At 36.8% G+C, this 12,577-nt stretch carries 10 protein-coding genes, 1 tRNA gene and 1 rRNA gene; 1 reads left to right on the top strand and 11 read right to left on the bottom strand.

The window, feature by feature from the left end:
- Positions 1-16 precede the first annotated feature (16 nt).
- The 6 genes from H8S01_RS09070 to H8S01_RS09045 all read right to left on the bottom strand — a co-directional run bounded on the left by H8S01_RS09070 (position 17) and on the right by H8S01_RS09045 (position 9,554).
- A complete protein-coding gene (locus H8S01_RS09070) occupies positions 17-1,528 on the bottom strand; it encodes a UDP-N-acetylmuramoyl-L-alanyl-D-glutamate--2,6-diaminopimelate ligase (RefSeq protein ID WP_021866142.1) in 1,512 nt (503 codons plus the stop codon).
- A 17-nt stretch (positions 1,529-1,545) separates the two neighbouring features.
- Positions 1,546-3,225, bottom strand: a complete 1,680-nt coding sequence (locus H8S01_RS09065) for a formate--tetrahydrofolate ligase (protein ID WP_186836978.1) — start codon at positions 3,223-3,225, stop codon at positions 1,546-1,548.
- A gap of 16 nt (positions 3,226-3,241) precedes the next feature.
- The gene (locus H8S01_RS09060) at positions 3,242-6,037 is read right to left on the bottom strand and encodes an FtsK/SpoIIIE family DNA translocase (RefSeq protein WP_186836977.1); all 2,796 of its coding nucleotides are present in this window, start codon (positions 6,035-6,037) and stop codon (positions 3,242-3,244) included.
- A gap of 151 nt (positions 6,038-6,188) precedes the next feature.
- Positions 6,189-7,826: an ABC-F family ATP-binding cassette domain-containing protein gene (locus tag H8S01_RS09055; protein WP_021866145.1), complete on the bottom strand. Its 1,638-nt coding sequence runs from the start codon at positions 7,824-7,826 to the stop codon at positions 6,189-6,191.
- A 110-nt stretch (positions 7,827-7,936) separates the two neighbouring features.
- A complete protein-coding gene (locus H8S01_RS09050; protein WP_021866146.1) occupies positions 7,937-8,626 on the bottom strand; it encodes a hypothetical protein in 690 nt (229 codons plus the stop codon).
- A gap of 103 nt (positions 8,627-8,729) precedes the next feature.
- Positions 8,730-9,554 carry a S8 family peptidase gene (locus H8S01_RS09045; protein ID WP_186836976.1) on the bottom strand — a complete coding sequence of 275 codons (825 nt, stop codon included), beginning with the start codon at positions 9,552-9,554 and terminating at the stop codon, positions 8,730-8,732.
- 182 nt (positions 9,555-9,736) lie between these two features.
- On the opposite strand from H8S01_RS09045, the gene arcC reads away from it, so the two are divergent.
- On the top strand, positions 9,737-10,675 hold the full coding sequence (arcC, locus tag H8S01_RS09040; protein ID WP_186836975.1) for a carbamate kinase: 939 nt from the start codon (positions 9,737-9,739) through the stop codon (positions 10,673-10,675).
- 132 nt (positions 10,676-10,807) lie between these two features.
- Here arcC and H8S01_RS09035 read toward each other — a convergent pair whose 3' ends face one another.
- The 5 genes from H8S01_RS09035 to H8S01_RS09015 form a co-directional block, all read right to left on the bottom strand.
- Entirely contained in the window at positions 10,808-10,996 is a 189-nt protein-coding gene (locus H8S01_RS09035) for a hypothetical protein (RefSeq protein WP_021866149.1), read from the bottom strand.
- Positions 10,997-11,069: 73 nt separating this feature from the next.
- On the bottom strand, positions 11,070-11,573 hold the full coding sequence (locus tag H8S01_RS09030) for an HD domain-containing protein (RefSeq protein ID WP_186836974.1): 504 nt from the start codon (positions 11,571-11,573) through the stop codon (positions 11,070-11,072).
- 48 nt (positions 11,574-11,621) lie between these two features.
- Entirely contained in the window at positions 11,622-11,963 is a 342-nt protein-coding gene (locus H8S01_RS09025; RefSeq protein WP_186836973.1) for a hypothetical protein, read from the bottom strand.
- A 326-nt stretch (positions 11,964-12,289) separates the two neighbouring features.
- A tRNA-Trp gene (locus H8S01_RS09020) sits at positions 12,290-12,360 on the bottom strand.
- 115 nt (positions 12,361-12,475) lie between these two features.
- Positions 12,476-12,577, bottom strand: a 23S ribosomal RNA gene (locus H8S01_RS09015); the annotation flags it as partial.

The raw sequence follows: 12,577 nt of genomic DNA, 5'->3' as shown, positions 1-12,577 counted from the left end.
ACATATTTTTGCAGCTTTATCTTTTCCAGCCTTCTGATTCAAGTTCTTTAACAACTTCTTTTATAAGAACTCTCTCATCCATAGGATATTTTACACCTTTTATTTCCTGATAATCTTCATGTCCTTTTCCTGCCAGAACAATAATATCGCCATTTTGTGCATTTTTTATTGCATATTTTATTGCTTCTTTTCTGTCAGGAATATCAACATGCTTTCCTGTTGTCTTTGAAATACCTGTCTTAATATCCTCAATAATATCAAGAGGTTCCTCAAATCTTGGATTATCTGATGTGATTATTGTAAGATCAGCAAGCTTTCCGGAAACTTCTCCCATTTCAAAACGTCTTTCCTTTGAGCGGTTGCCGCCACATCCGAAAAGACATACAAGTCTGTTAGGATTGTATTCTTTTAATGTTTCAAGTATACTTTTCAATGCCATTGCATTATGTGCATAATCTATCATAAGTGTAAATCGGTCAGATACAGGAACTATCTCTATTCTGCCTTTTACCTTAACTTCATACAGCATTTTTTCAAGCGTATCTTTATCCACATTAAAATGTCTCGTAACAGCTATTGCACACAGTGAATTATACACTGAAAACTTACCCGGCAGTTTTAATGTAACAGGCATGTTCACAAGCCCCTCACAGTCATAACTAAGTCCTATTTTTCCCGGTTCATGGAAAAGCGTTATATTTTTTGCACGAATATCAGCCTTATCTGATATACCATAACTTTCGATACTGCATGTTGCATGTTCAAGAATTTTTGGCGTATGTTCATCATCGGCATTGACAATGCCAACCTTACACTGTGAAAAAAGCTTTGCCTTACATTCAAGATATTCCTCAAATGATGCATGTTCATTAGGTCCTATATGGTCTGGCTCAAGATTTGTAAATACACCTATGTCAAACATAATTCCAGCAGTACGGTCAAGCTTTAACCCCTGTGATGACACTTCCATTACAACAGCCTTACATCCCTGTTCAGCCATTTTCGCAAAACTTTTATGAATATCGTAAGACTCCGGTGTCGTATTGCATGCCGGCGTATGTTCATCTCCTATAATCGTCTCAATAGTACCTATAAGGCCGGTCTTAATTCCACATGCGTCAAGAACATTCTTGACCATATATGTTGTTGTTGTCTTGCCTTTTGTTCCTGTAATTCCAATTGTAAAAAGCTTTTTTGCCGGATTACCAAAATAGTTTGCCGACATAACTGCAAGTGCAAGTCTTGTATTCTGTGCTTTGACAATTGTTATATCTGAAGGAATCTCTTTTATAAGAGAAGCCGTTTCATCATTTCCAAGTGCACTATCCTGAATTACAATTACTCCTGCTTTCTTTTGTATAACCTGTGGAATATATTTGTGTCCATCACTCACAGCTCCGGTGATACATATAAACACACCATTCTCAGTAACTTTTCTTGAGTCAGAAGTAAGAGAAGTTATCTCACATTCAAAACCTTTTTGTACAATTTCACATTCCAGTCCCTGTAAAAGTTCTGATAATTTCATGCAGTTCTCCTTTCATATTAAAACAGACCTGTTATTTTACCTGATTCTTCATCATAATTAATATTTTCGGCAGCCGGATGAGTAGGCAGTCCCGGCATTGTAAGTATTTTTCCTGTAAGTATTACAACAAATCCGGCACCGGCATCAACATATGCCTCTCTTACATTTATTGTAAAGTTTTCCGGTCTTCCGAGAAGCTTAGGATTATCAGAAAGTGAATACTGTGTTTTAGCTATACATACAGGGAAGTTTCCAAATCCCATCTGCTCAATATGCTGTAATTCTTTTGTAGCTGCATCGTCATATGTAACACCATCTGCACCATATATTTCTTTTGCAACTTTTTCAATCTTTTCTTTAAGTGAATCTGAATCTTCATAAATTGGTTTATATTCAGCTTTTTTGTTTTCTATGCTCTCTATTACCTTTTCTGCAAGCTCAAGACCGCCTTCGCCGCCTTTCTCCCATACTTTTGCAAGTGCGAACTCACAGCCTGCATCTTCACAATGCTTCTTTATAAATTCATATTCTTCCTGTGTATCTGTTATAAATGCATTAAGTGTAACTACAACAGGTATGCCGAACTTCTGCATATTTTCAATATGTTTGTCAAGATTAACAATACCGGCTTTAAGCGCGTCCATATTTTCTTCATTAAGCTTATCTTTTGCAACACCACCATTATATTTAAGTGCTCTTACTGTAGCAACAATGACAACTGCATCCGGTTTTAATTCTGAGAGACGACATTTTATATCAAGGAACTTTTCTGCCCCGAGGTCAGCTCCAAATCCGGCTTCTGTAACAGCATAATCTGATAATTTTAATGCAAGTCTTGTAGCTCTTACTGAATTACATCCATGTGCAATATTGGCAAATGGTCCGCCATGAACAAGTACAGGTGTATGTTCAAGTGTCTGTACCATATTAGGCTTAATTGCGTCTGCAAGAAGTGCCGCCATAGAACCGGTTGCCTTTAAATCATCTGCTGTAACAGGTTCACCGTCAACATTATATGCAACTATTACTCTTCCAAGACGCTCCTTTAAATCTTTCATATCCTTTGCAAGACATAAAACAGCCATTATTTCTGATGCAACTGTTATGATAAAATGATCTTCTCTCATAACACCGTCCATACGTCCGCCCATGCCGATTACAATATTTCTTAATGTTCTGTCATTCATATCCATGCAGCGTTTCCAAACGATATGCTTGGTATCAATTCTTAATTCATTGCCATGCATAATATGATTATCAAGCATTGCTGCAAGAAGGTTATTTGCAGATGTTATTGCATGAAAATCTCCTGTAAAATGAAGATTGAGTTCTTCCATAGGCACTACCTGTGAATATCCACCACCTGCTGCACCGCCTTTTATTCCAAAACATGGACCAAGTGAAGGCTCTCTTAATGCTGCAACTGATTTTTTGCCCATCTTATTAAGTGCCTGTGTAAGCCCTATCGTTATTGTTGTCTTTCCCTCTCCAGCCGGTGTAGGGTTAATTGCTGTTACAAGGATAAGCTTTCCATCTTTTTTATCTTCAAGTTTTGAATATAAATCATCAGAAATCTTTGCCTTATACTTACCATAAAGTTCAAGGTCATCTTCTGCAACGCCTACTTTTGCCGCCACCTCTCTTATATCAAGCATCTGTGCTTCCTGTGCTATTTCAATATCACTCTTTACGCCCATGTCTGTTCTCCTTTAATTATAAATTATTTTTCTTTAAGTATTCTTCAAACTCTTCGGCTGTCATCAATATCTTTCTCGGCTTTGTTCCAAGTTCCGGACCTACAACGCCGGCATCTGCAAGCTGGTCCATTATTCGTCCGGCTCTGTTAAATCCGATTTTATAATATCTTTGCAGCATTCCAATAGAACCTTTTTCTTTTTCTATTACAAATCGTCCCGCATCGGCAAAATAACTGTCTTTTTCATTATCCTGTCCTGACACATTTCCCGTTGCTGCCGTCATGGTATTAGTCACTTCTTCGTTATATGTAACTTCCTGCTGCATATGTTCTTTTAAGAAATCGACAACTTTTCCAACTTCATCATCTGATACAAATGCTCCCTGCACACGTACAGGCTTTGGATATCCCGATGGGAAGAATAACATATCACCTTTACCAAGCAGCTTTTCTGCACCATTCATATCAATAATAATTCTCGAATCAACACCTGATGATACCGAAAATGCAATTCTTGATGGCACATTCGCCTTGATAAGACCTGTTATAACATTAACTGACGGTCTCTGTGTTGCAATTATAAGGTGTATACCCGCTGCTCTTGCAAGCTGTGCAAGACGGCAGATTGAATCTTCAACCTCTCCCGGTGCAACCATCATAAGGTCTGCAAGCTCATCTATAATAATTACAATCTGTGGCATCTTTTCAGGCGGTGTCTCGTCTTCACCAACCTGTATCTTTGATACCTTAGCATTGTATCCTTTCAAATCCCTGACCGCCATTTTTGCAAAAAGCTTATATCTCTTCGTCATCTCGTTAACAGCCCAGTTCAATGCTCCAGACGCCTTCTTCGGGTCTGTCACAACCGGAGTTAAAAGATGTGGAATTCCGTTGTATACACTAAGTTCAACAACCTTAGGGTCAATCATTATAAGCTTGACATCTTCAGGATTTGCCCTGTAAAGAATACTCATAATAATTGTATTTATACATACAGACTTACCTGAGCCTGTCGCACCTGCAATAAGAAGATGCGGCATCTTTGCTATATCTGCTATTATAGGTTTTCCGGCAATATCTTTTCCAGCCGCAAATGCAATCTGAGATGTATTGTTTTTAAATGCATCCGTCTCTATAAGTTCCCTTAAAGATACACTTCCTGCTTCTTTATTTGGAACTTCTATTCCTATTGCGGCTTTTCCCGGAATTGGTGCCTCTATTCGGATATCTGCTGCTGCAAGATTAAGTTTTATATCATCTGACAGTGATACAATCTTACTTACTTTAACACCCTGCTCCGGCTGCAGTTCATATCTTGTAACTGCAGGTCCGCAGCTTATATCTGTGATAGTAACTTTAACACCGAAGTTCTGCAATGTCTGCTGCAGCCGCATTGCAGTTTCTTTATTTTCACGCGATTGTCCGGCTTTATCTGTACCTTTTCCTCTGTTAAGCAGGCTGACAGGTGGAAAAACATATTCCTGTTTCTTTTTATCCACACTTTTTCCCATCCGGATTTCTTCAGTTTCTTCTAATTGACTATCTGATTCAGCCATGTCTGCTGTATTGGTTCTATTATCTGAAGTTACTGATATATCTGTATCCTCTGCCGGACTCTCATATGTATTATCATATGAATTAGTGTCTGTACCTTCATTTGGGTTTCCATATGAATTTTCATATAAATCTTCATTTGAATCTTCATTTGAATCTTCATATAAATCAACACCTGAACTATCAGATAAATCAATATATGAATCATTCTCTATATGTTCTTCTATATTATCATCTACATTTTCCTGCATATATTCAAATGAGTCACCCGGATCATATATATCTGCCGAATATTCATCATGCACTGATATATCAGGTACAATCTCATGCACATCCACACTTTTTACAGTCTCTTCTTTCTTCGGAAGCTGTGTATCAAGTGTCACACCGCGTGCTTTTTTATTCATTCTTTTCCTTGCACGCTCTTCCTGCCTCTCATATTTTTCCTGAAGCTTTGCCTCTTTTTCACGACGCCGTCTCGCAAGATATTCTTCCTGTGTTTCTTCATCTTCATCATCATACATATCACGACCCGCAAGACGCTCATTTGAATGTTCCCTGTAAATATCATAATCCTGTTTTGCAGCCATCATCATACGTGAACCATTCTTTTTAACCTTTAAAATACCATTAATAAATGATTTTTCCGTAATTACAATAATACATATAATTGCAAGAATAATAAGGACAACCATTGTTCCCCAGAATCCCATAGGCGAAAGGATTCTACATAAAATTCCTCCAAATAATCCTCCACCGGATTTATAATCAGCACTGTATGTAAAAAATTCCATAATTCCTGCATCGGCTATCTTAGGTTCATTAACAATTCTTAACCATACAGCTGATAAAATTATTGTAAAAATGTATACTGCTACCGTCTTAATTCTTGCTACAGCAATAATATTCTTATTGGAAATCATAAAAACAAGCGTAAATGCCATAATTACAGGAAATATATATTCTACTACGCCAAACAGCCCGAACATAAACCATTTAATGCCTTTACCGACACTTCCTACAAGATTAAAATTACTCAGAATAAGAATAAGTGCAACAGCAAAAGACAACAGCACCATAACTTCATCCTGCATTTTGGCACCATAAGCAGCTTTAGCAGCTGCTTCCTGTTTTGTCTGTCTTGTACTTTTCTTTGCCGAAGAATTTGTGGTTTTTCTTTTAGCGGCACTTTTCTGCGTTGTTTTACTACTTTTACCTGAGCGTTCCGGCACCTCTTTTTTCTTTCTGCTTTCCGCCATTTTCTTTCCTCCACTTTCAGCTCTGATATCTGCTGCCGGATGCAATGCAGACAATTAGCCATTATTTTGCATATTTTAATATTATACCATTTACCGGCAGTTAAAACAAGCCTGTATCCCAATGGGACACAGGCTTGTGTACATCATAATATTAATCCTCATCATCATTTGCTGCTTCAGCAAATCCCTGACGTTTTCTTGCCATCTCATCACTCTCAAGATATTCATCATATGTTGTGATTTTATCAATAAGCTGTCCGCTTGGAACAATCTCCATGATTCTGTTGGCAGTTGTCTGTATAAACTGATGGTCATGCGATGTAAATAATGAAACACCGCTAAACTTAATAAGACCATTATTAAGTGCTGTAATAGATTCCATATCAAGATGGTTTGTAGGGTCATCAAATATAAGTACATTAGCACCCATAATCATCATCTTTGAAATAAGGCATCTTACCTTCTCACCACCTGAAAGGACCTTAACCTTCTTTACTCCGTCTTCACCTGCAAAAAGCATTCTTCCAAGGAAACCTCTTACATATGTTGGGTCCGGATCCGGTGAGTACTGTGTAAGCCACTCAACAATAGTATCGTCGCAGTTAAATTCTGCTGCACTATCCTTAGGGAAATATGCTCTTGATGTCGTAACTCCCCATTTGAAGCTTCCTTCATCCGGTTCCATCTCACCCGTAAGAATTTTGAAAAGTGTTGTTGTTGCAAGCTCATTTGAGCCTACGAATGCAATCTTATCATCATGTCCAACAATAAATGAAATATTGTCAAGCACCTTTACACCATCAATAGTCTTAGAAATTCCTTCTACCTGAAGAACTTCATTACCAATCTCTCTTGCCGGTCTGAAATCAATGTATGGGTACTTTCTGCTTGATGGTCTGATTTCATCAAGCTCAATTTTCTCCAATGCTCTCTTTCTTGAAGTAGCCTGCTTAGATTTAGATGCATTAGCAGAGAATCTCTGAATGAAATCCTGAAGTTCCTTAATCTTTTCTTCCTTCTTCTTATTGGCCTCTTTCATCTGCTTAATAAGAAGCTGGCTTGACTCATACCAGAAATCATAATTACCTGCATAAAGCTGAATCTTTGCATAGTCAATATCAGCAATCTGTGTGCATACTTTATTAAGGAAATAACGGTCGTGTGATACAACAATTACAGTATTCTCAAAATTAATAAGGAACTCTTCAAGCCATGCAATAGCATCAAGATCCAGATGGTTAGTAGGCTCATCAAGAAGAAGTATATCCGGATTACCAAATAAAGCCTTTGCAAGAAGAACCTTAACCTTTTCACTACCATTAAGCTCTGACATAAGTTTATAATGCAAATCTGTTGTAACACCGAGTCCGTTAAGAAGCTGTGCCGCATCAGACTCTGCTTCCCATCCGTTCATATCAGCAAACTCTGCTTCAAGCTCACTTGCCTTATTGCCATCTTCTTCCGTAAAATCTTCCTTTGCATATATTGCTTCTTTTTCTTTCATTATTTCATAAAGACGCTCATTGCCACGGATTACAGTATCAAGAACAACACAGTCATCATACTTGAAGTGATCCTGCTCCAGGAATGAAAGTCTTTGTCCAGGTGTGATACTCACATCACCTTTACTCGGTTCAATCTGTCCTGTAAGTATTTTAAGAAATGTTGACTTGCCGGCACCGTTTGCACCAATAAGACCATAGCAGTTGCCTTCAGTAAACTTAATATTAACATCTTCAAAGAGTGCTTTCTTACCAATACGAAGTGTTACATTATTTGCACTAATCATTAAAAAATTTCCTCCAAAACTAAAATACTGCATTTAACTCAAATGTACACCGTTTTATGCAGGCTTTTTATCAAAAGCAACGCATAAAACGGCAATATAAATATAGTATACTATAAATTCTTAATCATATCAAGCATACAGTAGTTCATCGCTGTTAATTCATCATCACATGTCGCATTATCAGCCAGAATATTTGACAAAACTGTATCAATACACAGCTTGCTCCTTCTTACATTATCAGTATATATGTCATTTCCTTTACTCTTCTGAACAGACAGCCTGTCTCTCCAGTAAATCTTTGCAATAGCAGCCGTCACATTCTGTAAATCCATATTCTTTGGAATACTCAATAAATATGTTTTTTCAAGCCACTCTGCCCTCTTAGGTATCTTTTTTAATATTCTGTCATTATATATTGTAAAAACTGTAATATTACAACTCTGAAACAGCTGCATTGCAATATCAAGTTTAATTAAGCCTTCTGCCTCTGAAAAAAGTTCATCCGATGCTATCACGACCACATACTTTTCCCATAAAAATCTGCTATATAATTCATCATATGTCATGTTGTCGAATTCGCTGCCAGAATCCTGTATATCATAACATACCTCAAATCCTCTGCTCCTGCTTCTCTTCTTCCCGGACATGTAAACCTTCGATTCATCAGCTGCCATCATACATTCGCCCAAATCATATGATTCTTTATGAATATCTATTCCATATCCTTCAAGCCTTGTTTGTAAATCCTCCGCTATAACTTCGATGCTGCCCTTCTTCCCTTTTTCATAAATAAGTATCACTTCCCTGTTCTTCTCCTAAATATTTAATTTGAACGCCTGTAATAAGTATACCATTATTTTTATATAAATGCTATTACTTTTTTCGTTTTTTTATAATAATATTTCATCCGGTAACAAACTTTCTGATATCCAGCACTCCCCATCCCTGTTTTTCAGATGGCACGTTTATCTTTTTACAGCAGCTTTTCATCCATATCTTTACCTCTTTAGGAGTAATATCCGGATTGTTTTTAATAAGTCGTGCCACGGCCCCTGAAACTACTGGTGCCGCCATAGAGGTACCACTTTTTGAAGAATACCTTCCCTGATGATTGTTACATGCAATAATATTACTTCCCGTAACAACAACCTCAGGTTTTACGATACACTCCCTTGTCGGTCCTCTTCCGGAAAAAAAATTCTTATCATCAAATGCACCTACCGTTATAATTTTTTTACTTATTCCCGGTGCGGTAACACTTGTATTTCCCGGTCCGTTATTCCCCGCCGCCGCAACAACAACTATTCCGGAATCCCACATTTTTTCAACTGCCATGATAAGTGCATAATCATCCTCTCCTGTCTCAATTGCCGGTCCATTCTCCATTTTTGCACGCGTCCCAAATGAAATATTCACAACTCTTATATTCATAGCCGATTTATTTTCTATAATCCAGCCGGCTGCCTCCACAACATTTTCTATCTTGCCATTTCCTGATTTATCAAGCACCTTCACACTTACAAGAAATGTATCCGGTGCAATTCCCCTGTATTTTCCATTAGAACCTTTTCCGCTCCCGGCAATTATTCCTGCAACATGCGTACCATGACCATTATCATCGTATAAATATTTTTTTCTTCCGACAAAATCTGCAAATCCAGCTATCCTTGTATCAAAATCCATATGTCTGAAAATTCCGGTATCCATAACAGCAACACTGACATACATTTTAATTCCCCACTCAACTCTGTTTTCAAAATTTATTTCAATCGATTTTTAATTTATATTTTCACTTCTTTTAATTTTCAAAAAAAGCACGTAATAATTTGCTTTTTGTATGTAAATATCTTATAATAATTTATTATATGTACACATTTTTAAATTGTGCTACGATAAAACGGAGGCTGATTATGAATAATAAAAGAATTGTTGTTGCTCTTGGAAGAAATGCATTCGGTGAAACATTCCCTGAGCAGCAGACTAATGTTAAAAAAGCTGCCTGTGCTATAGCTGACCTCGTAGAAGCTAAATACCAGGTTGTAATTACACACAGTAACGGACCACAGGTTGGAATGATTCAGACAGCCATGACTGAATTTGCCCGTTTGAATCCTGACGACAGAACAGTTGCACCAATGTCTGTTTGTGGTGCAATGAGCGAAGGTTATATAGGATATGACTTACAGAATGCTATAAGAGAAGAACTTTTAAATCGTGGTATTTACAAAACAGTATCTACAATCATCACACAGGTACGCGTTGACCCATTTGATATTGCATTCAGTGAACCATCAAAGATTATCGGACGATATATGACAAAAGAAGAAGCTGAAGCTGAAGAAGAAAAAGGTAACTATGTTACAGAAGAAGAACCTGGTAAATTCAGAAGAATCATAGCATCTCCTATGCCAATTGACATTTATGAAATTGATGCTGTCAAAGCTCTTCTTGATGCAGATCAGATTGTAATCGCTGCCGGTGGCGGCGGAATTCCTGTTCTTCAGCAGGGTTCACACCTCAAAGGTGCAAGTGCTATCATTGAGAAAGATTACACTGCAGCTAAACTTGCGGAACTTGTAGATGCAGAAACACTTCTTTTCCTTACTGCTTATGACAAACTTACAATCGGAAACGGAACTCCTGACGAAAAGTCATTTGATAATGTTACTGCATCAGATTTGCATGGCTACATAAAAGCTGGTCATTTCCCTGCAAAGACTACTTTCCCAAAAGTTGATGCATCAATTCGATTTGTAACTGCCGATTCAAGCCGTAAAGCTGTAATATCTAACCTTGATAAAGCAAAACTCAGCCTTGCCGGAAAGAGCGGCACAACAATCACAGCTTAAAAGTGATTAATTAATAAAGAAAAACCAGAGCGTATGTATTAATTACGTTACCGCTCTGGTTTTATTTATGCTTCAAACTTTACTTGCTAATAAAATTTTGAATCTTTTATTTTCTTTTTCGTCACTGCTCTATTATTCTGCACTCTGTGTAGACTCAAGCTGTTGCTGATTATATATCTCAGTCTGAACATCCAACAGAAAATACTGTAATCCTATTAATACCGCTGCTAAAACCATTATAAAAATCAATGCAACAATTGGATTAACCTTTTTTTTCTGTGGCTGATTATTTTTGAACATCTTTCCATTAACGTTTGGCATAACTCCTCCTGAAATGTAATTAAAATCTTATCTAAAATTATATAAATAATCCCAATCCATAAAAGTACAGCTTTTATAAATTAAGATAATTATTCTCCAAAACTGCAATTCCTGTCGTAGTTTTAAAAATCTTTTCTTTAAAATTCTCTATCGCATCACTGCTAAGCCTATCTTCATCCGCGTTAACAAGAAAATCTGCTTCAACTAAAATCTGATAGTCCATGCCATCAATATTAGTGTATGTATGATGATGTGCTATTAGATACATAACCCTTTCTACAAAATCATCCGGGTATCCAAGTTCGTCCAGAATCTTCTTTGCAACAGGAGGTCCCTCCAGCTGCTGGTAATGTCCTGCACTTGAATTATACTTCTGTTCTGCCACCTTGATACCTACATCATGCAAAACAGCCGTAACCTCCAGAATCTCCTGCATGCTGTCATCAAGATTCTCACGCTCACCAATCATCTTAGCATAACCATAAACTTTAAGAAAATGATTTATTCTTCTTACGTCATCTCCAAAGTATTCAATTACTTTATATATAACATTTCCTACTTTGTTATTAGTATACATAATGTTTACCTCTTAATCAATAAAATCTTATTAAATTGATTATAACATTTACATAAAAATCAAGCCACATTTATTGCATACAAATCTATGTTGATAATATGTCCCACCCTGTTGAACAACTTTTTCCTTTTTATTTACTAACGTAAAAGGTCTAAATGGATTTAGGTTAGCTGTATACCTTGTTTTAACTCTACCGGGTACATTTATTGGAATTTGAGTATGTGAACACTCCCAACTTCCACACCTCGGGCAATAAACTTCTTGTAATGTATTGCCAACAGGTCTATAAACCCCTTTAAAATCAGGATTTAATTGTGGTTGTCTTTGCTGAATCTGCTTCGGTTGTTGATTATACATTCCAATACTCAATAGTTTTTGCAAAAGTGACATATTAAAACACCTCCATATCTTTGTTATCTCAAATATATTCTCTTGTAATATTTTTGTCAATCTACATAAATGGGTGTTTAAATTGTTTCATTATATTATATTTCTATAATTATCACCTTTTATTAAATTTTGACATAAAAAGATGGATTATCTGCCATAAATTAATCAGTTATACATCAAAAATAAGTAAAAAAATAACGCCATCACGGCGTATCATAACTTTAATTATTTCTTAAATTTTAACAAAAACTGATGACGTTCAGAATTCCACCTTTATCCAATATTTATGTGACTTCACACAGCATTTTTGATTTTTAAAATCGTAGCAGGGGTGGAGAGAATCGAACTCCCACCAAAGGTTTTGGAGACCCCTATGATACCACTTCACCACACCCCTATGCCAAAGGATTGCTCCCTCAAAACTGCACATTAAATATATCTTTTTTCATCCGATTACCTTTAAAGATAACTCTCGTTCTATCTCGTTGCGTTTCATTACAAACCTAACCTCTTCGGTTAAGCCCTCGACCTATTAGTATGAATCAGCTCCACACGTCACCGTGCTTCCACCTTTCACCTATCTACCTCGTCGTCTTCAAGGGGTCTTACTAACT

It is taken from the genome of Lachnospira hominis (ex Liu et al. 2021) (assembly GCF_014287955.1).
Classification (GTDB): Bacteria; Bacillota; Clostridia; order Lachnospirales; family Lachnospiraceae; genus Lachnospira; species Lachnospira hominis.
The sequence above is the reverse complement of the archived record's forward strand: the minus strand, read 5'-3'. Positions and strand labels throughout refer to the sequence as shown.

Bases quoted from the DNA above. Each gene is read 5' to 3' on its own strand.
- H8S01_RS09070 (WP_021866142.1), bottom strand. From the start codon at position 1,528: ATGAAATTATCAGAACTTTTACAGGGACTGGAATGTGAAATTGTACAA.
- H8S01_RS09065 (WP_186836978.1), bottom strand. From the start codon at position 3,225: ATGGGCGTAAAGAGTGATATTGAAATAGCACAGGAAGCACAGATGCTT.
- H8S01_RS09060 (WP_186836977.1), bottom strand. From the start codon at position 6,037: ATGGCGGAAAGCAGAAAGAAAAAAGAGGTGCCGGAACGCTCAGGTAAA.
- H8S01_RS09055 (WP_021866145.1), bottom strand. From the start codon at position 7,826: ATGATTAGTGCAAATAATGTAACACTTCGTATTGGTAAGAAAGCACTC.
- H8S01_RS09045 (WP_186836976.1), bottom strand. From the start codon at position 9,554: ATGTATGTCAGTGTTGCTGTTATGGATACCGGAATTTTCAGACATATG.
- arcC (WP_186836975.1), top strand. From the start codon at position 9,737: ATGAATAATAAAAGAATTGTTGTTGCTCTTGGAAGAAATGCATTCGGT.
- H8S01_RS09035 (WP_021866149.1), bottom strand. From the start codon at position 10,996: ATGCCAAACGTTAATGGAAAGATGTTCAAAAATAATCAGCCACAGAAA.
- H8S01_RS09030 (WP_186836974.1), bottom strand. From the start codon at position 11,573: ATGTATACTAATAACAAAGTAGGAAATGTTATATATAAAGTAATTGAA.
- H8S01_RS09025 (WP_186836973.1), bottom strand. From the start codon at position 11,963: ATGTCACTTTTGCAAAAACTATTGAGTATTGGAATGTATAATCAACAA.